The sequence below is a fragment of the Sphingomonas folli genome, from assembly GCF_019429525.1.
In the GTDB taxonomy this organism is placed as follows: Bacteria; Pseudomonadota; Alphaproteobacteria; order Sphingomonadales; family Sphingomonadaceae; genus Sphingomonas; species Sphingomonas folii.
Window position 1 is genome coordinate 89,717 of record NZ_JAHXZL010000011.1, and the last position, 25,735, is coordinate 115,451.

Genomic DNA, 25,735 nt, shown 5'->3' on the forward strand with positions numbered 1-25,735 from the left:
GATGGGGGTGACGATCCGGATATCTCCGCAGCCGGCATCGAAGGTCAGATCGCGCGCGGCACCCTTCAATCATCGTCATCCCGGACTTGGTCCGGGATCCACTCGTCCGCGAGAGCAACGCCTCTCGAGTACGCGGCACGGTGGATCCCGGAACAGGTCCGGGATGACGGGGCGAGAGGTACGGCTGCTCCTACCCCTCAGAACCCCGCGGTGATCGTGGCGAACACCTGGCGCGGCGCGACCGGGAAGAAATTGTACGTCCCGCTCGCCGCGCCGATGCTGATCGTGCTGGCGCCGCGCTGGTCGGTGATGTTGGTGACGTTGAGGCTCACCCCCAGCTTCTTCGCCAGCCCCTCGCCCGACACCGGCATGTCGAAGCCGATCCGCCCCGACAGCGTGAAATAGCCCTTCACGCTGAGGTCGTTGGTGTAGGTGGCGTAGCGTCGGCCGATATAGTCGCCGATCAGCTGCAGCTCGACGCCCTCGGTGCCGATCGTCGCGACGGTCTTGTTGAGCCACTCGGGCGAGCCCGGCACCTTCTTGCCCGCGGTCGGCACCACCGTCTGCGCCGCGCCGACGGTATAATCGTCGTCGTAGCGCGAGTTGTTGTACGACAGCGCGTTGTACAGCGAGAAGGTGCCGCCGAACCGCAGCGTGCCGGCGACGTCGACGCCGTCGGTCGTCACGCTGCCGACGTTGGCGAGGATCGTCGCGCCGCTCGCCACCGCGCTGATCGTCTGCGTCGGGCTGACGCCGAGCAGGCGGTTCGAGAAGTCGACGTGATAGTAACTGATCTGGCCCTCGAAGCCGGTGATCGGCCCGAGGTCGAGCGCGCGGCGGGTGCGCACGCCGCCCTCGTAGGTCCAGCTCGTCTCGGGCTTGGTCTGGTCCTTGAACGCCTCGAACAGCGTCTGGCTGCCCAGCGCGAACGGCGACAGGCCGGCCGCCGCGCTCGTCTGGAACTGGCGGATGTTCTTCTGCGCGTTGACGAACACCTGCTCGCTGGCGGTCACGTCCCACAGCACGCCGGCCTGCGGCAGGAACCATTCGTCGGTGTTGAGCCGGCCGACCGGCAGCTCGCGCGAGCCGGTGAACGAGCCCGGGATCGGCTGAACCGGCACCGCCTGCCGCGCCTTCTGGAAGGTGCTCTTGATACCGGCCTGGACCAGCAGCGTCGGCACGACCTGCCACGCGTCCTGGATATGCGCCTGGATCTCCTCGACTCGCACCTCGCTGCCGTACTGCGTGATCAGCGGGTCGGCGTAGCTGTTGGGGCGGCGATAGACCGAGCTGGGATCGTTGATGTCGAAGGCGTACCAGCGACGGAAGCTCGACGAGCTCTGCCGCTCGTACCAGCCGCCCAGCTCGATCTGGTGGTTGCCGAGCTCGACCTTGAGCGTCGACAGCCCGCCGTAGCGATCGATGCGATACTCGGTGGTTCGAGTCGCCAGCCCCGAGTTGCCGAAGATCGTCGAGAGGCGCGCCAGGTTGGTCGGCGAGGTCGGGCTGCTGCCGGTGGCGCCCGGGTAATAATAAGAGAACAGCAGCGGCAGGCCGGCGGCGGTGATCGGGCCGGCGATGATGCCGACGCCGTCATTGTGATGGAAGTATACCTGGTTCGACCAGGTCACCCGGTCGGTCGCGCGCCAGTCGTATTTGGCGTAACCGAGATAGTCGGTGCGCAGCGCGCCGCCGTAATAGTTGCTGTAGTTGCTGCCCGCCGCGGCATAGCTGGGCGCGCCGTTATACGCATATTGGTTGTTGAAATATTTGAGCGTGTTGCTGAGATCGGCGTAGAGGAACGGCCGGATATAGGGCTGGTATGCCTGGTTCGCGGCGACGACGGTGGCGTCCTCGTTGGGCTCGGTCTTGTCCGAATAGGCGAAATAGGCGGTCAGCTTGCCGCGGCTGTCGTCGTGGACCAGCTTGGCGTTGCCCTGCCAGCCGTTCTGATAGCCGTTGAAGTCCCACGCCCGCGCGCGCTGGCGCACGCCCGAGACGTAGAGCCGCGTGTTCTGCCCGATGTCGCCGCTGTCGAGGCGGAGATAGGAGCGCGTCGCCTGATAGCTGCCGACGGTCTGCGCCGCGGTGAGGCCGAAGTCGGCGCGCGGGTCGCTCGAGAAGGTGTCGATCGTGCCGCCGAGGTTGCTGGTCGAGGCGGTGCCGAGGTCGCCCGCGCCCGAGGCCAGCGTGACGCGGCCCACATTCTCCGAGATGATCGCGCGCTGCGGGCTCAGCCCGTTGTAATTGCCGTATTGCTGGTCGCCGAGCGGGACGCCGTCGAGCGTGTAGCCGAGCTGCTGCGCGTTGAAGCCGTGGATGAAGAGCGAGATGTTCTGCTCGTTGTTGCCCCACGGGTCGGCGGTCAGATAAGTCACGCCGGGCAGCGTCTGCAGTGCCTTGAGCGGGCTGATGCCGGGCAGGATCTTCTGGACCTCGACGCTGCCGATCTGGGTGACCGAGCGAGTCACCGCGCCGGTGACGACGACGTCGGTCGCCGCGGTGTCGTCGGTGGTGGCCTGGTCGGCGCCGGCACCGGGCGCCGGGTCCGCGGGCGCGGCGGCGGCGGTCGCGGGCGCGGCGCCGGTGCCGTCGCGCACGATCCGCGCGTCCTGCGCCGCGGCGGGCGCCACCGGGAGAGCGAGCGCGGCCGCGCCGGCGAGCAGCATCCTACGGTTCATGTGATCGTTCCCCAGCGGGCGCTGATCCGCCCGTCCACGCCGCGCTGTGCGAGCGTCATCTTGCGGCGCGATGACGTTACTGGGTCAGTTCAGTGACAAGCGGTGGGAGGCGCCTGGAACGGCGGCTTCTTATGCCGCTATACCCAACTGGATACGAGGGCGGAGACTGACGATCGCGGATCTTTCCCGCGAGGATTCCCCCCGCGAAACGGCGGTGGTGCGGCGGATCCTGGGGCGATCGGCGATGGATGACAGGAGACGCGGCATGCGAGGGCATCGATCGGCGGTGAGGATGGCGGCGCGCCTGAGATCGTAGATGGTGGCGAGGGTGAGGACGTCCGCGGCGTTGCCTTGGAGGGAGAGGCATCGGAAAGATCTCGGCGTCCCCACCGACCCGCCGCCGCCTAGCGCATCCCCTGCTCGCGCAGCCGCGGGTGATCGGGCGGCAGCGGGGGGGCGAAGTCCTCGCGGCGCCAGATCGCGTCCGCCGGCTCCTCCGGGTCGGGCAGCGCGAAGTCGACGTAGCCGAAATAGGTCGCGATCAGCCGCTCTCCGGGGTCGGTGATCGCGGTGCGGCCGTGCAGGAAGCGCGTGTTGTCGAGCATCAGCACGTCGCCGTTGCGCCACTCCATCGGCACCATCAGCCGGTCGCCGGCGGCCTTGATCGCCTGCAGCCACGCCTCGGGCACCGGTCGCCCGTCGTCGAGCACGGGATGGTCGGGCCGATTGTTGTTGAAGCGCGCGAACAGCAGGAAATTGCCGAAGGCGGGCGCGTCCGCGAACATCGGTGTGTGCAGCGCCGGGCGCGAGAAGAAGCGCACGATCGTGCCGTCGGGGAAGCGCCGGAACTGATACGGGCAGGCGGGCGGCGGCGCGGCGAGCTGCGCGTCGCTCGGCACCTCGGTGCCGAGCCAGTAGCGCAGCAGCGAGGGCCAGACCGGCTTGATGTACAAGAGCCGGCGGTGGAGCAGCCCCGCGCGCACCGGCTCGGGCAGCGCGCGCGCCAGCGCGACGCCGTCGCAGATCGTCGTCTGCCCGCCGCGCGTCGGCGCCGAGAGGCACGCGAAGAAGGCCGCGTCGGGCTTCCACGGCTCGCGCGACAGCTCGGGGTGGAGCGCGAAGGCGCCGGTGCCGCCGTCGACCGTGTGGATGTTGGCGGCGGGGTCGATCGGCTTGCGCCCGGGGCTCTCGTTGACCACCGCGGTGCGGCAGAAGAGCTTGGCGAAGGCGCGGAACGACTCGACGTCGGCACCGAAGCCGCGGAACAGCAGAGCGCCGTGGGTGCGATAGAGGTCGACCACCCGGTCGCGGTCGAGCGCGGCGAGACCCTCCGCGCCCTCGGCCTCGATCAGGACATGGGGGCGGCCCGGCCCCGGCAGCGTGACATGCGGCATAAGTGACGGGATTAGCGACGTGCGACCGCGCGCGCTATAGCGCGCCATGGCCCTGACGCTCGCCGACCTGTACGCCTCGCCCGACCATTATCTCCAGCGCTTCGAGCAGGACGCGGCGGTGTTCGTGCCGATGGACCGCGCCGCCTATCACCGCTCGATCTTCCTCGACGCGCGGATCACCCCCGCCGCACCGCGCGAGATGCGGCTGCCCGTCGCGATGCTGCGCGATCCCCCGGCGGCGCGCGCGACCGCCTGGATCTTCCACGTCGCGCATTGCGGGTCGACGCTGCTGGCGCGCGCGCTCGACTCGCTCGACGGCGGGCTGGTGCTGCGCGAGCCGCAGGCGCTGCGCCAGACCGCGCTCGCGCCCGACGCCGCGCGGCTGGCGCTGGTCGGCGCGATGCTGGGGCGGCGCTACCGCGACGACGCGCCGACGCTGGTCAAGGCGAACGTGCCGGTCAATTTCCTGCTGCCCGCGCTGGCGGCGGCGCAGCCGGACGCGCGCGCGATCCTGCTCTACCTGCCGCTGCGCGACTATGCGCTCGCGATCCTGCGCAGCGACTCGCACCGCGCCTGGCTACGCCGCGTGACGACCGACCTCGCGTCGCATCTCGGCGACCTGGGCGGCCAGCCAGACGCGGTGCGCGCGGCGCGGCTGTGGTCGGCGCAGATGGCGCGCTTCGCCGCGGCACTGGGCGCGTGGCCGACCGCGCGCTCGCTCGACGCCGAGCGCTTCTTCGCCGCGCCGGCCGAGGTGCTGAAGGCGGCGGCGCGGCAGCTCGGACTGCCGCTGGCGGGCGACTGGCTGGAGCGGGTGGCGGCGGGGGAGCTGTTCGCGACCTACTCGAAGAACCCGGCGCAGGCGTTCGACAATGCGGCGCGGGTGGCGCGTCGCGCCGCACTGGAGCGCGAGCTCGCGGCCGAGCTGGCGCAGGCGGAGGCGAGCGCGGGCGACATGGCGGCCGCGCGCGCGGTGGAGGCGGCGGCGCTGGTGTGAGGGGCTACATCCTCCCCGGCACGGGGAGGGGGACCGCCGCGCGTCAGCGCGGTGGTGGAGGGGGGCTTCCACAGGCGCCGCGGCGCGCGGGGAACCCCCTCCACCACTCGCCTGCGGCGACCGGTCCCCCTCCCCGCCATGCGGGGAGGAGTTAGGGCTCTCTCCCCGCCAGCATCGCCACCATCTCGGCGGCGAGCAGCGACAGCGTGTCGTCGCGCGCGCCCATCACCACGATCCGGTCGCCGGGCCTCGCCACCGCGACGCAGTGCGCCGCCGCCGCCGCGCGGTCCGGCACGTGCAGCGCCTGCCGCCCCGCCACGCCCACGTCGCGCACCACGTCGGCGCTGGTCACCTCGCGCGTCACCGTGCCGCCCTGGTAGACCGGGTCGGGCAGCACCAGCAGGTCGTCCGCCGCCAGCCGGCCCGCGAACATCGCCGCCAGCTCGGCGCGCATCACCTTCAGCGGGCCGTAGCCGTGCGGCTGGAACAGCACGATCAGCCGCCCGGGAAACGCGTGGAGCGTGTCGAGCGTCGCCGCGATCTTGTCGGGGTTGTGCCCGAAATCGTCGATCACCGTCACGCCCGCGGCGCTGCCGACCAGGTCGAAGCGGCGGCGCAGGCCAGCGAAGGTCTCGACCCCCGCCACCGCCGCGTCGAGCGTCACCCCCGCCGCCAGCGCTGCGCCGATCGCGGCGAGCGCGTTGGCGACATTGTGCCGCCCCGGCACCTGCAGCGCCACCGCGCGGGTCGCGCCGCGATGGTGGAGCGCGAAGCGGACCGCGAAGGGCGCCTCCTCGATCCCGTCGGCGTACAGGTCCGCCCCCGCGTCGCGCAGCGAGAAGCGCGTCACCCGCGCGGGCGGCAGCCGCAGCGCCAGCGTCGCGGCGTCGGCGTTGTCGGCGTTGACCACCGCGCCGCGCGCCTTGCCGAGGAAGTCGCCGAACAGCGCGTTGAGCTCGTCGAGCGACTTGTGGTCGAGGCTGACGTTGTTGAGCACCGCCACCTGCGGGGCGTAGAGCGCGATCGAGCCGTCGCTCTCGTCGACCTCGCTGACATAGGCGTCGCCCTGCCCCACCAACGCGCTGGCGAAGGGCCAGTCGGCGCGCGCGACATGCTTCATCACCGCGCCGTTCATCACCGTCGGGTCGCGCCCGGCGGCGCCCAGGATCGCGGCGATCATGCCGGTGACGGTCGATTTGCCGCTCGTCCCCGCGACGCCGATCGGCAGCGCGCTGGCGTTGAACAGCCGCGCGTTGAGCTCGGCGCGCGACAGAAGCCGGCAGCCGAGCCGCGACGCCGCGACCATGTCCGCCACCGTCGCCTCCACCGCGGCGGAGGCGACTACGACCTGGTCGGGCGCGGTGACGCCGCTGCCGTCCTGTGGGAAGAGATCGATGCCGAGCGCGCGCAGCGAGTCGAACTTGGCGGGCACGCGGCCCTGGTCGAGCCCGCGGTCGCTGCCGGCGACGGTCGCGCCGCGGCCGCGCAGGATCATCGCCAGCGGCATCATCCCCGATCCGCCGATACCCACCAGGAAGAAACGCTGGTCCGCCACGTTGCCGTCATGCATGGCGCCGGGCTATCCGCCTTCACCGGGCGGGTGGCAAGCGGGAGTGTGCGCGATGCGGATCGGAGTGCTGGCGGCGAGCAGCGTCGCCAACCCGGACGTGATCGCGCCGGTGTCGGCCTTCGCCGCGCTCGCCTTCCCCGAGATCGACCTCGTCTTCCACCCGCAATGCTACGCGCAGGACGGGCATTTCGCCGGCTCGGACGCGGTGCGCGCGGCGGCCTTCCTCGACTACGCCAACGACCCCGCGTTCGACGGCATCTGGTTCCTGCGCGGCGGCTATGGCTCGAACCGGCTGCTCGCGACGATCATGCCGCGGCTCGGCGAGGCGGCGGGGCGCAAGACCTACCTCGGCTATTCCGACGTCGGCTTCCTGCTCGGCGCGCTCTACGCGCGGCGGATCGGCCAGCCCGTCCACGGGCCGATGGCGAGCGACATCCGCCGCACGAACGGCGACGCCACCGTGGCGCGCGCGCTCGGCTGGTTCGCGCGGCGCGACCGCGCGGGGCTGGAGCCGGGGCTCGACGGGCGGCCCGCGGCGGCGTTCAACCTCTCGATCCTCGCCGCGCTGGTGGGCACGCCCTACCTCCCCGACCTCGCCGACCACGTGCTGATCGTCGAGGAGGTGTCCGAGGCGATGTACGCGATCGACCGCATGCTGTTCACGCTCGGCAACGCCACCCAGCTGCGCAGCCTGGCGGGCGTGCGGCTCGGCGCGGTGACCGCGGTGAAGGAGAACGACCCCGAATGGGGCGAGTCGCTCGACGCGATGATGACGCGCTGGTGCGGCGAGCTGGGGGTGCCGTATCTCGGCCGCGCCGAGGTGGGGCACACGCAGGCGAACCGGGTGGTGCCGTTCGGGGTGGCGTGAGGGGCGCCTCCTGCGCGCGCGTCGCTGGCCCATCTCACCAGCACCGCCCCGGCGCGCGCCGGGGCGGCAGTAAGTGACGCGGGCCCAAGCCCGCACGTCCCAACTCTCCACATACGACGACACCCGGACAGCGCGTGCTGCCCGGGTGTCGCTCGTCTCGTGCGAGACGGATCGGCGGACCGACCGTGACCGATCCCGCACCGGCCTGCGCCGGCGCGGGACCGTCAGCGGCTTAGAAGTCCATGCCGCCCATGCCGCCCATGCCGCCGCCGGCGGGCATGGCCGGGGCCTTGTCCTCGGGCAGCTCCGAGACGGTCGCCTCGGTGGTGATCAGCAGCCCCGCCACCGAGGCGGCGTTCTGCAGCGCGGTGCGCACCACCTTGGTCGGGTCGATCACGCCGGCCGCCACGAGATTCTCGTAGGTGTCGGTCGCGGCGTTGAAGCCCATCGTGGTGTCGTTGCCGTCGAGCAGCTTGCCCGAGACCACGGCGCCGTCGTGGCCGGCGTTGCTGGCGATCTGGCGAACCAGCGCGGTCAGCGACTTGCGGACGATGTCGATGCCGCGAGTCTGGTCCTCGTTGGCGCCCGTGAGCCCCTCGATCGCCTTGGTCGCGTACAGCAGCGCGGTGCCGCCGCCCGGGACGATGCCCTCTTCCACCGCGGCGCGGGTCGCGTGCAGCGCGTCGTCGACGCGATCCTTGCGCTCCTTCACCTCGACCTCGGTCGAGCCGCCGACCTTGATCACCGCGACGCCGCCGGCCAGCTTGGCGAGGCGCTCCTGGAGCTTCTCGCGGTCATAGTCGGAGGTGGTCACCTCGATCTGCTGGCGGATCGCCTCGGTGCGGCCCTTGATCGACTCGGCATCACCCGCGCCGTCGACGATGGTGGTGTTGTCCTTGTCGATCGACACGCGCTTGGCGGTGCCGAGCATGCCGAGCGTGACGCTCTCGAGCTTGATGCCGAGATCCTCGGAGATCACCTCGCCCTTGGTCAGGATCGCGATGTCCTCGAGCATCGCCTTGCGGCGATCGCCGAAGCCCGGCGCCTTGACCGCCGCGACCTTGAGGCCGCCGCGCAGCTTGTTCACCACGAGCGTGGCGAGCGCCTCGCCCTCGATATCCTCGGCGATGATCAGCAGCGGGCGACCCGACTGGACGACCGCTTCCAGGATCGGGAGCATCGCCTGCAGGTTCGACAGCTTCTTCTCGTGGATCAGGATGTACGGATCGGTGAGCTCGACCGACATCTTCTCCGGGTTGGTGATGAAGTACGGCGACAGATAGCCGCGGTCGAACTGCATGCCCTCGACGACGTCCAGCTCGAACTCGAGACCCTTGGCCTCCTCGACGGTGATGACGCCTTCCTTGCCGACCTTCTCCATCGCCTCGGCGATCTTCTCGCCGACCTCACGGTCGCCGTTGGCCGAGATGATGCCGACCTGCGCGACTTCCTGCGAGCCCGAGACGGGCTTGGAGCGCGCCTTGATGTCGTCGACGACCTTGACGACCGCCAGGTCGATGCCGCGCTTCAGGTCCATCGGGTTCATGCCCGCGGCCACCGACTTCATGCCCTCGCGCACGATCGCCTGGGCGAGCACGGTCGCGGTGGTGGTGCCGTCGCCGGCGATGTCGTTGGTCTTCGAGGCCACCTCGCGCACCATCTGCGCGCCCATGTTCTCGAACTTGTCCTTGAGCTCGATCTCCTTGGCGACGGTGACGCCGTCCTTGGTGATGCGCGGCGCGCCGAAGCTCTTGTCGATCACGACGTTGCGGCCCTTCGGCCCCAGCGTGACCTTGACCGCGTCGGCGAGGATGTCGACGCCGCGCAGGATGCGCTCGCGCGCGTCGCGGCCGAATTTCACGTCCTTGGCTGCCATGTGGCTACCCTTTCTGTAGAGTTCGTCACCCCGGCGCAGGCCGGGGTATAGTTACGAGACACTTGTTCTGAGCCCCGGCCTTCGCCGGGCCTGGCGCTCGTCGGCTTAGCCGACGATCCCCAGGATGTCCGATTCTTTCATGATCAACAGGTCCTCGCCGTTGACCTTGACCTCGGTGCCCGACCATTTGCCGAACAGGATGCGGTCGCCGGCCTTGACGTCGAGCGGGGTGACCTTGCCGTCCTCGGCCTTGGCACCGGCGCCGGCGGCGACGACCTCGCCCTCCTGCGGCTTCTCCTTGGCGGTGTCGGGGATGATGATCCCGCCGGCCGTCTTCTCTTCCGCCTCGACGCGGCGGACGAGAACGCGGTCGTGCAACGGACGAAAGTTCATTGCTCTTACCTCTCTGAGGGCATGTGACAGATTTTTGGCACTCCCCAGGGGCGAGTGCCAGCACCCCGCATATGTGGGGCGTGCCCGCGCCGGTCAACCGGGGCCGCGCGATTTTTCGGGAACCGCGCGTCAGGCCGTGCGTGGCGAGGGGTCAGGCAACAGGCCGAGCCGCGCGCGCGCCGACCAGCGCCAGATCAGCAGCGCGGAGACGACCCCCAGCCCCGCGGCGAGCCCCCACCAGATGCCGATCGCGCCCCAGCCCGCGGTGAAGCCGAGCAGAGCCGCGATGCCGAAGCCGATCCCCCAATAGCCGAACACCTGGATCATCATCGGCACGCGTGTGTCCTGCACCCCGCGCAGCACCCCCGCGGCGACCGCCTGCGCGCCGTCGACCAGCTGGAACACCGCGGCGACGCCGAGCAGCTCCACCGCGAGCGCCGCCACCGCGACCTCGCGCGCCGGGTCGACATAGACCCGCACCAGCAGCCCGGGCACCGCCCAGAGCACCGAGGCGCTGACCACCATCACCGCGATGCCCGACACGACCGCGACGCCGCCCGCGCGCCCGACCCAGCGCGGGTCGGCGGCGCCATAGGCGAGGCCGACGCGGATCGTCGCCGCCTGCGCCAGCCCGAACGGGATCTGGAAGGCGATCGCCGCGATGTTGAGCGCCACCGCGTGCGCGTCGATCGCGGTGACCGAGATCAGCCCCATCAGCAGCGCGGCGCCGCCGAACAGCCCGCCCTCCGCCATCCAGCCGAGCGCGATCGGCGCGCCCAGCGTCGCGATCTCGACCAGGCGCGGCCACTCCGTCCGCCACCAATTGCCGAACAGGTGGAAGCGGCGCAGCCGGCGGTCGGTCGACAGGATCACCGCGTAGCTCGCCGACGTGGCGAGCGAGGTGAGCACGCTCGCGATCGCGGCGCCCTCCAGCCCGAGCGCGGGGAAGCCAGCGTTGCCGAAGACGAGGCACCAGTTGGCGGAGACCGCGACCCCGAGCGCGAGCAGCGTCACCACCAGCGCCCAGCCCGGCCGCCCCAGCGCGGCGGCGGTGAGCCGCATCAGCGCGGCGGCGACCGCGAAGGGCGCGGCGAGCGACAGCAGGCGGCAGAAGCTGCCCGCGCGCGCCGCCACCGCGGCGTCCTGCCCGGCGAGCCGCAGGATCGGCTCGGCGAGGTTGAGCAGCGCCACCACCACCAGCGAACCCGCCGCGGCGAGCCACAGCGCCATGCGGAACGAGCGCCGCACCTGGCGCACCGCGCCGATGCGGCGGCCGAGCGCGGCGGCGATCAGCGGCTCGGCCGCGCCGACCAGCCCGACCAGCGCGAAGGCGAGCAGGTTGAACAGGAACACGCCCAGCGTGGCGGCGGCGAACTCGACCGGGCCGAGCCGCGCGACGAACACGACGTCGACCGCGAACACCGCCATCTGGAGCAGGTTGGCCCCCACCAGCGGCCCGGCGAGCGCGGCGAGCGCGCGCAGCTCGCGCTGCCACGTGGCGGGCGCGCGCTCGGTCAGCGGGTGGAGGGTGGCGGCGCCGTGCATCGCGGCGTGCCGTAGCGGAGATGGCGCCGCGGTGCACGCGGGGTGTTCGCGGGGAGGCCGCCCCAGGTGGGCCTCGGCGACGGAGACGAGCGAACGACGCCTGTATCGCCATCCTGGACAGGACAGACGACCCTCTCGCCCGACGCCGCCGTCATCCTGAGCATCCACCGCCGCGCCCGGCGCCGCGGCACGAGAGTGAGCGGCCCGGCGAACCCCGGGGACGAGTTCAAAGTGGGCCAGCAGGACGGGGCGGCAAGGCCCAGCGGCCGCCCGCCGCCCCTCGCTCAGAACTTCACGCTCGCCCCGGCGCTGAAGTTGCGCCCGACCAGGCCGGCATAGTGCCAGCTGATCAGATAGTTCGGCGCGGTGGGATAGGCCGCCGACGCGAGCGGCGCGCGCGCGTCGGTGAGGTTCTCCACGTTGAGGAAGAAGCGCATGCGGTCGTTCACCGCCACCGCGGCGTTCAGGTCGACGTAGACGAACGGGCGTACGAAACACTGTTTCCGCACGTCGCTCCCCGCCGGGATCGCCGCCCGCGTGCTGTTGCAGGAGAGATCGATCCTGCCGCCGACCGGCTCGATCTCGTCCGCGGCGACCTGTTTGATCCGGCCCACGTAATAGGTCGTCGTCGTCAACGAGAAGGCACCCACGTCGAGCGCGTTCTGCCAATTCCCGCGGATCCGCGGCGTGCCGCTGCCCGACGACAGCTCGAACGGCCCGATCGTCCCCGCATATCGCTGGACGACGCCCGTCGGCGTCACCAGGTCGAGACGAAGCACGCGGGTGACGTCGAGCCGCTCGGTCAACCGCGTGCCGCTCGCGACCGGGATCCGCGCGTTGGCCTGCACGTCGATGCCCGAGCTCACCTGATAGTTGGCGTTGACATAGGGCACGTCGAACACGAGCAGGCGCGGCAGCGCGTCCGGGTTGACGGGATCGGGTGCGTCGATCACGTCGCACTTATAGCCCTGACCCGGTGCCACCGCCGCCAGCGCGGCGCAGCCGGCGGTGGCATTGGCCTGGGCGTAATAGGCCGCGATCGCCTCGGCGCGTCGCGGTCCGGTGACGATCAGGTCCGACTTGCGGATGTTGTAATAGTCGGCGGTGAGATCGAACCAGCGCGCCGGCTTCAGGATCGTGCCGAAGGTGAGGCTGCGCGACACCTCGGGCAGGATGGCGGGGTTGCCGGTGGCGCCGCTGCCCAGGCTGTAGCTGCCGTGATAGGCACGGTTGCCGGGATGCGCCGCGACGAAGCTCGCCGGCGGGGTGAAGGAGGCGAAGCCGGCGTAGCTGCTCGAGGCATTGTTCTCGGCGAAGGTGGGCGCGCGGAAGCCCTGCGAGTAGGTGCCCCGCAGCGCGATCGCCTCGACCGGGGTGAGCTTGATCCCGACCTTGGGCGAGAGATGGCCGTAGCCCTGCGAATAATGGTCGTAGCGGCCGGAGACGTTGAGGTCGATCTGCTCGAGGAAGGGCGCGTCGATCTCGAAGAAGCCCGCCGCCACGGTCTGCTGCCCGCGCGCCGAGGAGGTGTTCAGCCCGTAATAGCTCAGGTCCGCGTTCCGATTGCGGTTCAGCAGCGTCTCGCGGCGCAGCTGGAAACCGGCGCCCATGTTGAGGTCGCCGCCGCCCAGTGCCATCACCGACTTGATCAGCGAGCCGCCGACCGTCGCCTCGGTCGAGTAGGACGGCGTCGTGCGATCGGGCGAGACCTGCGCGCGCACCGCCGCGTCGTTGCGCTCGGGATGGACGAAGTCATAGGCGCCCGTATTGATCGCGCGCAGCAGCCCCTGGATCTGGATCGCGCCGTGCTGCGTCACGCTGAGATCGTCACGCGCGTAGACGCCGTTGAGGCGGAAGCTGAAGCCGTCGCCGAACTTGCCCGAGATGCCCGCGGTGGCGCGGTACACGTCGACGGAGCGGTCGGTGCCGGCCGGGATGTCGCCGAACAGGTAATAGATTCGCGCCGCACCCTGGCCCGGGCGGTCCGCGTACGTGGCGGCATAGGGGTTGTTGGGGTTGAGCCTGCGATCGGCGGCGTGGACGCAGTCCACCCCTGCCGCGCAGACGTAGACCGGCAGCACGATGCCGGGGCTGCTCGACGCCAGCGCGGCGGGGCCGCCGAACGGCTGGGTCTGGCGGATCCCCGCCGGCCCGCCGGTGATGCCGACCTCCGACCGCGAGTAGCTGCCCGAGGCGAAGGCCTCGAGGTGGTCGCTCAGGCGGACGGTCAGGCGCGCGGTCGTCGAGTAGCGCTGCTGGCGCGGCTGGATGATCCCATATTCGTCGATGAGGTCGTGTTCGCAGCCGGTGCCCTGTGCCGCGCCATCGGTCACCGTGAAGGTGCCGTGCGGGCAGCGCGTGGGATCGAGCAGCTGGTATCGCTTCGTCAGCGGCGCGCCGACCTTCCCCGCCAGCGGGTTGTTGAGGTCGCTCTGGGTGACGCGGGTGACCACCGCCTCCGGGTTGGGCGTGATCAGCGAATCGTCGTTGCGATTGCGATCGAGCAGCTCGCTGCGCCGCAGGTCGAGCGTGTTATACGGATAGCCGCGCGAGTGGTTGGTGATGAAGCCGTCGTACGTATACTCGCCGTTGACGTAGAAGTTCAAGCCTTGCGCGTGATAGTCGCCCACGCCCGCGGTCAGCGTCGCGCGATAGTGCGCGCCGTCGCCGTGCGCGGCGGTGCCGCCCTGGACCGAGCCGTCGACGCCCTGGACGTTCTTGCGGCTGATCAGGTTGACCACGCCGCCGATCGCGTCCGCGCCATAGGTGGAGGAGGCGCCGTCCTTGAGCACCTCGATCCGCTCGACCGTGCTGAACGGGATCGAGTTGAGGTCGACATAGGCGTTGTGACCGTCGTCGTTGAGCGGGAAGTTGGCCGAGCGCAGCCCGTCGATCAGCACCACCGTCGACGAGACCCCCAGGCCGCGCAGCGACACCGCGGCGCCGCCGGCCGAGAAGCCGCTCTTGAAGGCGGTCGAGATCGAGCCCGCGCCGTCGGCCGAGATCGAGCGGACTGCCTCCTGCACCGAGGTGATGTCGGCGCGCCGGAGGGTCTCCGCGGTCAGCACGGTGGACGGTGAGATCTGCGTGACGTTGGAGTCACGGAACAGCGTGCCGGTGACGACGATCTCGGGCCGCTGCGGCTCGGGCCGGCCGGCCGCGGCAGCCGGGTCGGCCGCGGTCGCGTCCGCCGGCGTCGGCGCGTTCTGCCGCGCGTGCGCCGGGGCGGCGGTCGCGACGAGCACCGCCGCGGTGGATAGCCCGCGTCGCAGCGCGGACCGTGCTGTAGAGCTCAGGATCATCGACTTCTTCCCTGTTTCACGCCGACACGCCCGCGTCGCTTGCCGTCGGTGACGGTGAGGCCGCGCGAGCGAGCACACGGCGCCGTCGGAGAAGACCGCGGCAGCCGGGTTCGTTATAGGGAGCGGTCGGATGGCGGCCGGGTCGGCGGCGTAGATTTTTCAGTGACCCGGCCGATTCTCCACCGCCGCGCGCGGGCGTCGGCCAGCGCCCAGCGGTCGCGCGGCGTCCGGTCAGCGGGAGCGACCCCTTCTCCGCCGGGTACGCCGGGGCACGCCGCGCCGCGGGCGGGGCCGCGCCGGGCGGCCGCCCGCCAAACCGTATTGCTCACTTCATACACGTCGGGCTAGGCTGGGGGCCGCGCGACTCTCCCGCGAGAAGGTGGAAAATCACGATGAAACTGGTGCGCGGCGCCTGGAAGCTGCTGGTGGGCATCAAGGACGCGCTGGTGCTCGCGGCGATGCTGCTGTTCTTCGCGCTGCTGTTCGCCGCGCTCAACGCGCGCTCGCGCCCCGGCGCGATCAGGGACGGCGCACTGGTGCTCGCGCTCGACGGCCCGATCGTCGAGCAGCCCGAGGAGATCCAGCCCACCGCGCTGCTCAGCGGCCAGCAGATCGGCAAGCAATATCGCCTGCGCGACCTGCTGCGCGCGATCGACTCGGCCGGGCGCGACGACCGCGTCAAGGCGATCGTGCTCGATCTCGACAAGTTCGGCGGCGGCTATCCGGCGTCGCTCGGCGAGGTGCAGGACGCGCTGCTGCGCGCGCGCAAGGCGGGCAAGCCGGTGCTGGCCTATGCCACCGCCTACACCGACGCGGGCTATCGCCTCGCCTCGGCGGCGAGCGAGATCTGGATGAACCCGATGGGCGGCACGATCTTCGCCGGGCCGGGCGGCAGCCAGCTCTACTACAAGGGGCTGCTCGACAAGATCGGGGTCAACGCGCACGTCTATCGCGTCGGCAAGTTCAAGTCGGCGGTGGAGCCTTATACCCGCACCGACCAGAGCCCCGAGGCGCGCGCCGCCAGCCAGGAGCTGTACGGCACTCTCTTCCAGCAGTGGCGCGAGTCGATCGCGGCCGCGCGGCCCAAGGCGCAGGTGGCGCCGTGGCTGGCGCAGCCGGCGCAGCTGGTCCAGCAGGCGCAGGGCGACGTCGCCCAGGCCAATGTCGCCACCGGGCTGGTCGACAAGCTCGGCGACCGAGTCGCCTTCGGCCGCCGCGTCGCGCAGCTCGCCGGCGGGGACGACGGCAAGCCCGCGGGCTGGTTCCGCACGATCAGATACCAGCCCTATGTCGACGCCGCGCCGCTGCCCAAGACCGGGCAGATCGGCGTGCTCACCGTCGCGGGCGAGATCGTCGACGGCGAGGCGCAGCCCGGCACCGCGGGCGGCGACACGATCGCGAAGCTGCTCTACCAGGGCATGATCGACAACAAGCTTAAGGCGCTGGTGCTGCGCGTCGACTCGCCGGGCGGGTCGGTGCTGGCGTCGGAGAAGATCCGGCTGGCGGTGATGGAGGCCAAGCGCCGCGGCCTGCCCGTGGTGGTGTCGATGGGCGGGCTCGCCGCCTCGGGCGGTTACTGGGTCTCCACCCCGGGCGACGTGATCTTCGCCGAGCCGGGCACGATCACTGGCTCGATCGGCATCTTCGGCATCATCCCCACGTTCGAGAACACGCTCGCCAAGATCGGGCTGTCGGCGGACGGGGTGAAGACCACGCCGCTGTCGGGCCAGCCCGATCTGCTCGCTGGCACCACGCCGCAGCTCGACGCGGTGGTGCAGTCGGGCATCGAGCACGGCTATCGCAAGTTCCTGACGCGCGTGTCGCAGTCGCGCGGGCTGCCGGTCGAGCGGGTCAACGAGATCGGCCAGGGCCGCGTCTGGGTCGGCGGGATCGCGCACCAGCTCAAGCTGGTCGACCGCTTCGGCGGGCTCGACGCCGCGGTGCGCGAGGCGGCGCGCCGCGCCAAGCTCGATCAGGACAAGCCGCCGGTGGTCTATCTCGACAAGAAGCCGGGCTTCGCCGCGCAGATCGCGCAGCAGCTCGCCAACCAGGAGGACGACGACGACGCCGGCGCGCCCGCCGACGCGGTCGGCCAGCTGGCGTGGCAGCGCCAGCAGGCGTTCGCGGTCGCGCTCGGCGACGCCAAGCGGATGCTGACCGGCGCGACCGTGCGCGCGCAATGCCTCGAGTGTGCCGGGCTCGGCCCGGTGCGCGCCAGCGCGGCGGACCGGACGTTGCTCCAGCTCGTGCTCGCCAAGGTGGGGCTCTGATGCCCCCCGGCCCGATCGCGATCCGCGCCGCCACCGCCGAGGACGCCGCCGCCATCGCCGCGGTCTACGCGCCCTACGTGCTGCAGGGCACCGTCTCGTTCGAGAGCGAGGCGCCCGACGCGGCGGCGATGCGCGAGCGGATCGCCGAGTTCGACGGCTATTATCCCTGGATGGTGGCGGTCTCGCGCGGCGAGGACGGCGGCGAGCGCGGGCTGCTCGCCTACGCTTATGCCACGCGCTTCCGCGATCGCCCGGCCTATCGCTACGTCGTCGAGACCTCGATCTACGTCGCCGACGCGACCCAGCGCCAGGGCGTCGGCCGGCTGCTCTACGAGGCGCTGGTCGACACGCTGCGCGCGCAGGGCTTCACCCAGGCGATCGGCGTGATCGCGCTGCCCAACGACGCCTCGATCACGCTGCACGAGGCGGTCGGCTTCCGCCGCGCCGGGGTCTATCGCGAGGTCGGCTACAAGAAGGGGCGCTGGATCGACGTCGGCCTGTGGCAGTGCGCGCTCAACGACTCGGCGATCCCGCCGGTCGAGCCGCGCGCCTTCCGCGACGTCGGCGTGCGACGCGACTGAACGCCGGCGCGTGGGAGCGTAGCGGCGTGCGCCGGTGCGGTCACGACGCTTCGATGAAGAGGGTGCACGCGGCGGCGCGGAGACGCGGAGGTGTCCCCGCGGGGCGGGGCGCGCTCATCGTCCCGGGGCATCGTAGGAGATGCCGCTGCCGCGGCGCGGCTCGACCTCCCTCCGCCTCCGCCTGAACGAACCTTCCGCGCGGCGTCGCGTGACCGCGATCGCCCCGGCGTCGGCGCGCTCTGCCGCCATAACGGGCTACTGACCCGCCCGCCCTCACCGCCCGACACCGCCCCCTCGCTACGATTCCCTGACGGCGCCGGCGCGCCGAGGGAGGCGAGCGATGGAGCATCTCACCCGGCCGTGGCGGCTCTACGGCGAGCTCGCCGGCCGTGCGACCCGGCGCGAGCTCGCCGGCTTCGACCTCACCTTCCTCGCCGCGCTGGCGCTGGCCTGGCAGGCCCCCGCGCTCGCCGCGCCCTGGCTCGGCGCGCTCGACCTGCGCCCCGCGGCGATGCGCGGGGGCGTGCTGCTCGCCGCGCTGGGGTTCGTGCTGCTGTTCGGCGCCGCGCCCTGCGTCGCGGTGCATGCGCGCCGGCTGCACGATGCCGGGCGGTCGGGCTGGTGGCTGCTGCTGCCCCTCGCCGCCCCGCTGCTGCTGCTGCCGGGCACGCGCGGCGCCAACCGCTACGGCGCCGACCCGCGGGAGCGCGCCGGTACGCCCGCCCGCGCCACAGAACCCGCGCCGCTGCGCGCGGCGTGAGGAGCGCGTGACCGTCGCGCGCGCGGTGCGGGTGAGAGCGACACATCAGGGGCTGATCCCTCTGATGTGGACCAGTGGAGTGCTCCTGAGGACGCAGGAGCCCAAGCCACGAGCGTCACCCCTGCGGCCTTAGGCTCGGGCGTTCGCCGGAGCACGGATCGGTGGAGGTGGATCAGACTCGGGGCGGCGGAAGCGGGACCTTCACGGGCTTCCCGGTAGACCTCCCGTTCCGCGCCGTCCCGGACCTGGTCCGGGATCCACCCTCCCGCGCGAGCGACACGTTCCGGATGTGCCGCCCGGCGGATCCCGGACCAGCTCCGGGATGAGGCTGATGTTTCACAAGGGTCTCGCGTAGGCCGCCGGTCGGGCGGGGACGGCGATCCGGTCGCCACCGCGGTGCCGGCTGGGCCCCGGCCCGTCAGGCACATCACGTCGGCCCCCCGCCCGAGCAGCCGAAGCGGGTTACCCGGGGCGGCGAAGCGCCGCGCCCGGTCACCCGTGAGTCGCTGAGCCTACCTAGCTCCCGCCCCGCAACTGGGGTGTGGACCATGACCATCTTCTACCGTGACGACGCCTTCCTCCTGTCGATCGCCGGCGCGCTGCTGTGCGCCCCCGCCGCGGCGCAGACGCCGCCGCCCGCGGACGACGCCGCGTCCGCGCCCGCGTCGGGACTCACCCTGGGAGAGGTGATCGTCACCGCGCAGCGGCGGCGCACCGACCTGCAGGCGACGCCGATCGCGGTCTCGGTGCTCGACTCGGCCGCGCTGCGCGACCGCCACGTCCAGTCGCTCGGCGACCTGCGCGACGGCGCGATCCCGTCGCTGCGGGTCACGCCCTTCTACTCGCGCAACTCGGCGCTGATCGTGAACGTCCGCGGCGTCGGCGTGCTGGGCGACAGCAACCAGCCGGCGCGCGACCAGGGCGTCGGCGTCTATGTCGACGGCGTCTATCTCGGCCGCGCGCAGGGGCTCGGCGCCGCGCTGTACGACGTCGCCAGCCTGGAGGTGCTCAAGGGCCCGCAGGGCACGCTGTTCGGGCGCAACACCGAGGGCGGCGCGGTCAACATCGTCACGCGCGCGCCGAGCGGCGCGCTCGGGCTGCGCGCCGCCGCGGGGGTCGGCACCGTCGGCGGCTACAGCGGCGAGGTCCATCTCGACCTGCCCGCGCTCGCGGGCGTGGCGGTGAAGCTCGACGGGCTCGTCACCGCGCGCGGCGGGCTGGTGCGCAACCCGCTGACCGGTCAGCGCCCGTTCGACCTCTATGATCGCCGCGGCGGGCACGTCGCCGCGCTGTGGCACCCAGCCGAGGGGCTCAGCGCCGATTACGCCTTCGACATCGCCTATGACGGCTCCTCGCCGCTCTACTATCAGACCGTCGCGGCGGGGACGCTGGCGCGCGCGCCGGCGCAGCCGGTCGAGCCGCGGCGCGCGCGCGTCGCGAGCGTGGGCGTGCCGCAGCAGGACAGCGTCGGCCGCACCCACGGCCATCGCCTCACGCTCGACTGGCAGGCCGCGCCGGGGCTGGAGCTCAAGTCGATCGCCGCGCTGCGCGCGCTGACCCAGTCGCAATATGACAACGGCTCGGCCAACAACTCCCCGTTCAAGCCCCATGGCCTCTTCGCGCGCTACAGCCTGGCAGACTTTGACCAGCGCCAGTGGAGCGAGGAGGTGCAGCTGATCGGCGAGACGCCGCGGCTCCACTATCTCGCCGGCGCGCTCTACTATCGCGAGCGCGTCGCGGACCAGGCGCAGGCGTTCAACACGATGCGGTGGAACCAGGCAGGCACCGCGGCGACGGTGATCCCGCTGACGCTCGCCGCGCAGCCGGTCGACCGCGCCAGCCGCGTGACGACCGAGAGCCTCGGCGCGTTCGGCCAGGCGACCTGGTCGCCCGCGGTGGCGGAGGACTGGCTGCACCTCACCGGCGGGCTGCGCTGGACGCGCGACGGCAAGCGCGGCAGCCTCTACGTCGTCAACAACAGGACGCCGAGCGTCGACGGCGTGGTCGCGCCGCGCGAGCTCGACGCGCATTGGTCGCGGGTCGACCCGATGGTGACGCTCGCCGCCGACGCCGGGCCCGACCTCCACGCCTATGCCAGGTGGAGCACCGGCTATCGCTCGGGCGGCGCCAACTCGCGCTCGCTCACCTACGCGCCGTTCGGCCCGGAGAGCGTGTCGGTATGGGAGCTCGGCGCGAAGAGCGAGTGGCTCGACCGCCGCGCGCGCCTCGACCTCGCGGTCTACACCGGCGGCTACAGCGCGATCCAGGTCGACTTCTCCGCCAACTACCTGCAGCGCGACTCGAGCGGGCGGCTGCTCGAGACGACGCGCACCACCACCGAGACCTTCAACGCGCCCGGGCGCGGGCGGCTGCGCGGCGCCGAGGTCGACCTGACGCTGCTGCCGGTCGAAGGGCTGACGCTCACCGCCGCCTATGCGCGCACCGCGCTGCGCGTGCCCGCGACGACCAACCCCTTCCCGCAGAGCAACGGCGTGGCGGTGGCGACGCCGGTGCGGATCTACCCGGTCTATACCCCGCGCGACGCGATCAGCGGCGCGCTCGACTATCGGGCGGCGGTGCCCGGCGGCACGGTGCGCGCGCACGTCGACGCCGCCGCCGACTCGGGCGTCTACGCCAATCCCTACGACCCCGAGCCCGGCGTGCGCCAGCCGCGCGGCGCCGCGGGCGTCGTGGTCAACGGCCGGGTCGCGCTGACCGACGTCGCGGTGTCGCCGGGTGCCACGGTCGAGCTGGCGCTGTGGAGCCGCAACCTGCTCGACGAGCAGCACCTGTTCTTCCGCCAATATACCAACCTGCTCGGCACCGCGGGATTCTTCAACGAGCGCCGCACGCTGGGGCTGGAGCTGGGGCTGCGCTTCTGATCGAACGCTCCGATCGACCTACTCCGATCGGCCCGCGCGGCGATGCCCGTTGATCGCGCCGCCGGTCAGCGGGCATAGCGGAGACGAAGAGGCGAGGAGCGAGCGACGATGACCAGGCACCTACCGTGGATCCTGCTCGCGCTCGCGGGCGCCGCCTGCCTGGGCGTGGTCGCGTCGGTGCGCGGCGAGCCGGTCAACGCTTTGTGGATCGTCGCCGCCGCGGTGTCGGTCTATCTCGTCGCCTATCGCTATTACGCGCGCTACATCGCGCGCGTCGTCGTCGCGGTCGACCCGGCGCGCGCCACGCCCGCGGTGCGCCGCGCCGACGGGCTCGACTATGTCGCGACCGACCGGCGCGTGCTGTTCGGTCACCATTTCGCCGCGATCGCGGGCGCGGGCCCGCTGGTCGGCCCGGTGCTGGCCGCGCAGATGGGCTATCTGCCGGGGACATTGTGGATCCTCGCCGGGGTGGTGCTGGCCGGCGCGGTGCAGGACTTCATGGTGCTGTTCATCTCGATGCGGCGCGACGGGCGCTCGCTCGGCGAGCTGATCCGGATGGAGATGGGCGCGGTGCCGGGCACGATCGCGCTGGTCGGCGCCTTCATGATCATGGTGATCATCCTCGCGGTGCTCGCGCTGATCGTGGTGCGCGCGCTGGCGGAGAGCCCCTGGGGGCTGTTCACCGTCGTCGCCACCGTGCCGCTGGCGATGGTGATGGGCGGCTACACGCGCTGGCTGCGGCCCGGCGCGATCGGCGAGGTGTCGCTGATCGGCGTCGTCGGGCTGGTCGCGGCGATCCTGCTCGGCCAGTCGGTCGCGGCGAGCGCGAGCCTCGCGCCATGGTTCACGCTTACGCCGGTGGCGCTGTGCGTCGGGCTGATCGGCTACGGCGCGGTGGCGTCGCTGCTGCCGGTGTGGCTGCTGCTGGCGCCGCGCGACTATCTGTCCACCTTCCTCAAGATCGGCGCGATCGCGGCGCTGGCGATCGGCATCGTGCTGCTGGCCCCGCCGCTGCGCATGCCCGCGCTCACCGACTTCGCCGCGACCGGGCGCGGACCGGTCTGGGCCGGGCCCTTGTTCCCCTTCCTGTTCATCACCATCGCCTGCGGCGCGGTGTCGGGCTTCCACGCGCTGATCGCGAGTGGCACCACGCCCAAGCTGATCGCGAGCGAGGGCGACGCCGCCTTCATCGGCTATGGCGCGATGCTGATGGAGAGCGCGGTCGCGATCATGGCGCTGGTGGCGGCGTGCATCCTCGATCCCGGCATCTACTTCGCGATGAACGCCCCCGCCGCGATCACCGCGGGCGACCCCGCCACCGCCGCCGCGGCGGTGACCGCGATGGGCTTCCCCGTCACGTCGGCGACGCTGACCGAGACCGCGCGCCAGGTCGGCGAGACCACGATCATCAGCCGCGCCGGCGGCGCGCCGACGCTGGCGGTGGCGATGGCCGAGATCTTCTCGCACGCGATCGGCGGCCCCGCGATGAAGGCCTTCTGGTACCATTTCGCGATCCTGTTCGAGGCGCTGTTCATCCTCACCGCGGTGGACGCGGGGACGCGCGCCGGCCGCTTCATGCTGCAGGACCTGCTCGCGCTGGCGGTGCCGCGCTTCAAGGACACGCGCGGGTTCGTGCCCGGCCTCGTCGCCACGCTGCTGTGCGTCGGCGCCTGGGGCTTCTTCCTCTACCAGGGCGTGACCGACCCGCTCGGCGGGGTGAACACGCTATGGCCGCTGTTCGGCATCTCCAACCAGATGCTGGCCGCGGTGGCGCTGCTGCTCGCCACCGTGGTGCTGTTCCGCATGAAGCGCGCGCGCTACGCGGCGGTGACGGTGCTGCCCGCGACCTGGCTGGTGCTGTGCACGGGCACCGCCGGCGTGATGAAGCTGGCGCACCCCGACCCGGCGATCGGCTTCCTCGCGCACGCGCGCCGCTTCGCCGACGCCGCGGCGCGCGGCGAGGTGCTGAAGCCCGCCAGGACGCTCGGCGAGATGCACCGGATCGTGCTCAACGACCGGATCGACGCGGCGCTGTGCGCGCTGTTCCTGGCGGTGGTGGCGGCGATCCTGTTCTACGCGGTGCGCACCTGCCTGGCGGTGCGGCGGCTCGACCGGCCGAGCGTCAGCGAGATCCCCGCGTCCGGCGCGGGGGCGGCGGCATGACCGCGCTGTGGCGGCGGCTGGCGCAGACCGCGCGGCTGATGGTCGGCCAGCCCGACTATGACGCCTATCGCCGCCACCTCGCCGAGCACCATCCCGCGCGCGAGCCGATGACCCGCGCGCAATTCTTCCGCGAGCGCGAGGCGGCACGCTATCGCGGCGGCAGCGGCCGCTGCTGCTGAGCCGGGGGACGATCAGGGGCGGAGCTAAACCGTTCGAAGACCTGAATTTGAGCTGAAATGGTGATTAATAGCGCGTTGATCTGCCCTATGGCACGGCCTAGCCTGATGGCCGGCATAGACGCGCCCCGCGGGGCCGTTCCGGTGCGGTGACAGGTGCTCGAATGAGTGTTCCGGACTGGCAGATCAGCGGCACGATGGCCGCGGCACAGCGCGACGCGATCCTGGCGGCACTGCTCGCCACCGACAACAATCTGACCCATGCGGCGCAGCGGCTGCGGATCGGGCGGACGACGCTCTACCGTCTTATCAAGTCGTACGACATCCTCCTGACCGAGCGCGTGCCGCGCCGTCGCGTCGCCGCGGCGGGCGCGACGCGCGCGGTGGACGGGCACGACGGCGCGGCGTCACGCGTGATCCTGGTGGACGGGGCGTGGTATCTCGTGCCGGGCACGGCGCAGGCGTCGTGAGGGGGGCGACGCGCGACACGAGATCCTTCCCCGCGAGAGGAGGTGGCGCGCGTGGCGCGACGAAGGGGTGTCGCCGCCGGTGAGCCGAGCGACATGATGGACGGCCGGGTCACCCCTCCGTCAGGCCTTCGGCCTGCCACCTCCCCTTGCAGGGGAGGATCGGAGGGGCGCCGAAACTACCCCAGCCTCAGATCGTCCACCCGCTCCGATAGTCGCGCGAGAGCAGCGCGTTGGCCTCGCTCGCGTCGGTGATCCGCGCGGCGGTGCCGTCGTAGCTGATCGGCCGTCCCGCGCGCAGCGCGACCATGCCGAGCAGCATCGTCTCGTTGAGCGTGGTGGCGTAAGCGAACGGGCATGACGCCGCGGCCTCGCCGCGGATCGCCGCGAGCCAGTTGCGCTCGTGGCCCTGCAGCCCGCCCTCGATCCGCGGCAGCGTGCGCGGCACCGCCGCGGCGCGCTCGGCCGCGCCCGCGCCGAACACCACCGGCTTCTCGCCATAGGTCTCGTGCATCAGCATGCCCTGGTCGCCGACGTAGAGCACGCCGCCCTCGGGCGACATCACCGCTTCCGCGGGCAGATCGCGCGGGCTCGGCGGCATCAGGCCGCCGTCGTACCAGGTGAGCTTGACCGGGCCGCCCTTGGCGTTGCCGAACTCGAAGAAGGTCAGCCCCGCCAGCGGCCAGCTGCCCGGCTGCGCCGGCTGGTCGCGCGACGCCCAGCGCGAGTGGCGCGTCTCGACGCGGGTCGGCAGCCCGGGCTCGAGCGCCCATACCGGGAAGTCGAGCAGGTGCGCGCCCATGTCGCCCAGCGCGCCGGTCCCGAACGGGGTCCAGCCGCGCCAGTTGAAATGCGCGTAATCGGGGTTGTAGCCCCAGTCGACCGAGGCCGGCCCGAGCCACAGGTCCCAGTCGAGGCTGGCGGGCTTGGCCACCGGATCGGGGCGCGCGATGCCCTGCGGCCAGATCGGGCGGTTGGTCCAGGCGTGGACCTCGCGGACAGTGCCGATCGCGCCGCCGCGCAGCAGCTCCACCACGCGGCGGCCGTCGTCGCCCGAGTGGCCCTGGTTGCCCATCTGCGTGACCAGCTTGGGGTTCTTGCGTGCCAGCTCGGCGAGCATGCGGCTCTCCGCCACCGTGTAGGTCAGCGGCTTCTGGACATAGACGTGGAGCCCGCGCTCCATCGCCATCTTGGCCGCGACCGCGTGATGGTGGTCGGGCGTGGCGACCAGCACCGCCTCGATGTCCTTGCGCTTGTCGAACAGCCGGCGATAGTCGCTGAAATGCTCGGCCTTGTCATAGGCGGCGCGCAGCGCGACCCGCTCGGGGTTGGTGTTGCCGTCGCGACCGAGCAGCGACTTGGCGACATGGTCGAAATCGACGTCGCAGGCGGCGACGATATTCTCGCCCGTCAGCCGCGAGGCATTGGCGGCACCCATGCCGCCCGCGCCGATCACCGCGATGTTGATCTTGTCGCCCTTGCGCCGCCGCCGTGCCGCCCGCGCGACTCCGGGCATCGCCGCCGACATCGTCATACCGGCCGCGCCCGCCAGCCAGGTGCGGCGGCTGATCCCCTCGCTGATCGTCATCGTCTCTCCTTCGCGTGCGTCGTTGCAGAGGCTTGCGCGCTCACCGCCCTCGCGCCGCGGTCCCGGCCAAGCTCCGGGAGTCGCGCCATTCGAAAGCAATTATCTTATTGTATGCGTCACGTCGGGAAGCGGGGCAAGCCGATACGTTAGCGTCGCTGCCGTATACCGGGCGCGACGGGTCGGCCGTCGGCGTGGAGGGAGGCAGCACCTTCTATCGTCATC

General features: G+C 71.8%; 17 protein-coding genes. 9 read left to right on the forward strand and 8 right to left on the reverse strand.

Going from position 1 to position 25,735, the window contains the following annotated elements; all coding sequences use genetic code 11:
- Nucleotides 1–197: 197 nt before the first annotated feature.
- Complete coding sequence (locus KZ813_RS16185; RefSeq protein ID WP_258046876.1) at nt 198–2,681, reverse strand: TonB-dependent receptor; 2,484 nt, start codon at nt 2,679–2,681, stop codon at nt 198–200.
- A 404-nt stretch (nt 2,682–3,085) separates the two neighbouring features.
- The gene (locus KZ813_RS16190) at nt 3,086–4,075 is read right to left on the reverse strand and encodes a TauD/TfdA family dioxygenase (RefSeq protein ID WP_219756020.1); all 990 of its coding nucleotides are present in this window, start codon (nt 4,073–4,075) and stop codon (nt 3,086–3,088) included.
- Between the two features lie 46 nt (nt 4,076–4,121).
- Here KZ813_RS16190 and KZ813_RS16195 point away from each other — a divergent pair, with 46 nt between their 5' ends.
- Nucleotides 4,122–5,072, forward strand: a complete 951-nt coding sequence (locus tag KZ813_RS16195; protein WP_219756021.1) for a hypothetical protein — start codon at nt 4,122–4,124, stop codon at nt 5,070–5,072.
- Nucleotides 5,073–5,223: 151 nt separating this feature from the next.
- On the opposite strand, the gene KZ813_RS16200 is transcribed toward KZ813_RS16195, so the two are convergent.
- Complete coding sequence (locus KZ813_RS16200) at nt 5,224–6,642, reverse strand: glutamate ligase domain-containing protein (RefSeq protein WP_219756022.1); 1,419 nt, start codon at nt 6,640–6,642, stop codon at nt 5,224–5,226.
- Nucleotides 6,643–6,694: 52 nt separating this feature from the next.
- Here KZ813_RS16200 and KZ813_RS16205 point away from each other — a divergent pair, with 52 nt between their 5' ends.
- Nucleotides 6,695–7,510 (forward strand): LD-carboxypeptidase, encoded by an 816-nt coding sequence (locus tag KZ813_RS16205; protein WP_219756023.1) that lies wholly within the window; start codon nt 6,695–6,697, stop codon nt 7,508–7,510.
- Between the two features lie 232 nt (nt 7,511–7,742).
- Here the strand turns inward: KZ813_RS16205 and groL are convergent, their stop codons facing one another.
- From groL to KZ813_RS16225, 4 genes are all read right to left on the reverse strand, one after another.
- On the reverse strand, nt 7,743–9,386 hold the full coding sequence (gene groL / locus KZ813_RS16210) for a chaperonin GroEL (RefSeq protein WP_219756024.1): 1,644 nt from the start codon (nt 9,384–9,386) through the stop codon (nt 7,743–7,745).
- A 105-nt stretch (nt 9,387–9,491) separates the two neighbouring features.
- Complete coding sequence (gene groES, locus KZ813_RS16215; RefSeq protein WP_085808817.1) at nt 9,492–9,779, reverse strand: co-chaperone GroES; 288 nt, start codon at nt 9,777–9,779, stop codon at nt 9,492–9,494.
- Between the two features lie 129 nt (nt 9,780–9,908).
- A complete protein-coding gene (locus tag KZ813_RS16220; protein ID WP_219756025.1) occupies nt 9,909–11,324 on the reverse strand; it encodes an MATE family efflux transporter in 1,416 nt (471 codons plus the stop codon).
- A 284-nt stretch (nt 11,325–11,608) separates the two neighbouring features.
- On the reverse strand, nt 11,609–14,626 hold the full coding sequence (locus tag KZ813_RS16225) for a TonB-dependent receptor domain-containing protein (protein WP_219756026.1): 3,018 nt from the start codon (nt 14,624–14,626) through the stop codon (nt 11,609–11,611).
- Nucleotides 14,627–15,018: 392 nt separating this feature from the next.
- Here KZ813_RS16225 and sppA point away from each other — a divergent pair, with 392 nt between their 5' ends.
- The 7 genes from sppA (at nt 15,019) to KZ813_RS16260 (ending at nt 23,928) form a co-directional block, all read left to right on the forward strand.
- Nucleotides 15,019–16,896 carry a signal peptide peptidase SppA gene (sppA, locus tag KZ813_RS16230; RefSeq protein ID WP_219756027.1) on the forward strand — a complete coding sequence of 626 codons (1,878 nt, stop codon included), beginning with the start codon at nt 15,019–15,021 and terminating at the stop codon, nt 16,894–16,896.
- Entirely contained in the window at nt 16,896–17,477 is a 582-nt protein-coding gene (locus KZ813_RS16235; RefSeq protein ID WP_219756028.1) for a GNAT family N-acetyltransferase, read from the forward strand. The genes sppA and KZ813_RS16235 overlap by 1 nt, the downstream gene beginning before the upstream one ends.
- 340 nt (nt 17,478–17,817) lie before the next feature.
- Nucleotides 17,818–18,237: a DUF805 domain-containing protein gene (locus KZ813_RS16240; RefSeq protein WP_219756029.1), complete on the forward strand. Its 420-nt coding sequence runs from the start codon at nt 17,818–17,820 to the stop codon at nt 18,235–18,237.
- Between the two features lie 548 nt (nt 18,238–18,785).
- Nucleotides 18,786–21,119, forward strand: coding sequence for a TonB-dependent receptor (locus KZ813_RS16245; protein WP_219756030.1), 2,334 nt, complete (start codon nt 18,786–18,788; stop codon nt 21,117–21,119).
- 108 nt (nt 21,120–21,227) lie between these two features.
- A complete protein-coding gene (locus KZ813_RS16250; protein WP_219756031.1) occupies nt 21,228–23,282 on the forward strand; it encodes a carbon starvation CstA family protein in 2,055 nt (684 codons plus the stop codon).
- On the forward strand, nt 23,279–23,461 hold the full coding sequence (locus tag KZ813_RS16255) for a YbdD/YjiX family protein (RefSeq protein ID WP_219756032.1): 183 nt from the start codon (nt 23,279–23,281) through the stop codon (nt 23,459–23,461). Before KZ813_RS16250 ends, KZ813_RS16255 begins: the two co-directional genes overlap by 4 nt.
- Nucleotides 23,462–23,622: 161 nt before the next feature.
- A complete protein-coding gene (locus tag KZ813_RS16260) occupies nt 23,623–23,928 on the forward strand; it encodes a helix-turn-helix domain-containing protein (protein WP_219756033.1) in 306 nt (101 codons plus the stop codon).
- A gap of 187 nt (nt 23,929–24,115) precedes the next feature.
- On the opposite strand, the gene KZ813_RS16265 is transcribed toward KZ813_RS16260, so the two are convergent.
- On the reverse strand, nt 24,116–25,513 hold the full coding sequence (locus tag KZ813_RS16265) for a Gfo/Idh/MocA family protein (RefSeq protein ID WP_219756034.1): 1,398 nt from the start codon (nt 25,511–25,513) through the stop codon (nt 24,116–24,118).
- Nucleotides 25,514–25,735 lie beyond the last annotated feature (222 nt).

Bases quoted from the DNA above. Each gene is read 5' to 3' on its own strand.
- KZ813_RS16185 (WP_258046876.1), bottom strand. From the start codon at position 2,681: ATGAACCGTAGGATGCTGCTCGCCGGCGCGGCCGCGCTCGCTCTCCCG.
- KZ813_RS16190 (WP_219756020.1), bottom strand. From the start codon at position 4,075: ATGCCGCATGTCACGCTGCCGGGGCCGGGCCGCCCCCATGTCCTGATC.
- KZ813_RS16195 (WP_219756021.1), top strand. From the start codon at position 4,122: ATGGCCCTGACGCTCGCCGACCTGTACGCCTCGCCCGACCATTATCTC.
- KZ813_RS16200 (WP_219756022.1), bottom strand. From the start codon at position 6,642: ATGCATGACGGCAACGTGGCGGACCAGCGTTTCTTCCTGGTGGGTATC.
- KZ813_RS16205 (WP_219756023.1), top strand. From the start codon at position 6,695: ATGCGGATCGGAGTGCTGGCGGCGAGCAGCGTCGCCAACCCGGACGTG.
- groL (WP_219756024.1), bottom strand. From the start codon at position 9,386: ATGGCAGCCAAGGACGTGAAATTCGGCCGCGACGCGCGCGAGCGCATC.
- groES (WP_085808817.1), bottom strand. From the start codon at position 9,779: ATGAACTTTCGTCCGTTGCACGACCGCGTTCTCGTCCGCCGCGTCGAG.
- KZ813_RS16220 (WP_219756025.1), bottom strand. From the start codon at position 11,324: ATGCACGGCGCCGCCACCCTCCACCCGCTGACCGAGCGCGCGCCCGCC.
- KZ813_RS16225 (WP_219756026.1), bottom strand. From the start codon at position 14,626: ATGATCCTGAGCTCTACAGCACGGTCCGCGCTGCGACGCGGGCTATCC.
- sppA (WP_219756027.1), top strand. From the start codon at position 15,019: ATGAAACTGGTGCGCGGCGCCTGGAAGCTGCTGGTGGGCATCAAGGAC.
- KZ813_RS16235 (WP_219756028.1), top strand. From the start codon at position 16,896: ATGCCCCCCGGCCCGATCGCGATCCGCGCCGCCACCGCCGAGGACGCC.
- KZ813_RS16240 (WP_219756029.1), top strand. From the start codon at position 17,818: ATGGAGCATCTCACCCGGCCGTGGCGGCTCTACGGCGAGCTCGCCGGC.
- KZ813_RS16245 (WP_219756030.1), top strand. From the start codon at position 18,786: ATGACCATCTTCTACCGTGACGACGCCTTCCTCCTGTCGATCGCCGGC.
- KZ813_RS16250 (WP_219756031.1), top strand. From the start codon at position 21,228: ATGACCAGGCACCTACCGTGGATCCTGCTCGCGCTCGCGGGCGCCGCC.
- KZ813_RS16255 (WP_219756032.1), top strand. From the start codon at position 23,279: ATGACCGCGCTGTGGCGGCGGCTGGCGCAGACCGCGCGGCTGATGGTC.
- KZ813_RS16260 (WP_219756033.1), top strand. From the start codon at position 23,623: ATGAGTGTTCCGGACTGGCAGATCAGCGGCACGATGGCCGCGGCACAG.
- KZ813_RS16265 (WP_219756034.1), bottom strand. From the start codon at position 25,513: ATGACGATCAGCGAGGGGATCAGCCGCCGCACCTGGCTGGCGGGCGCG.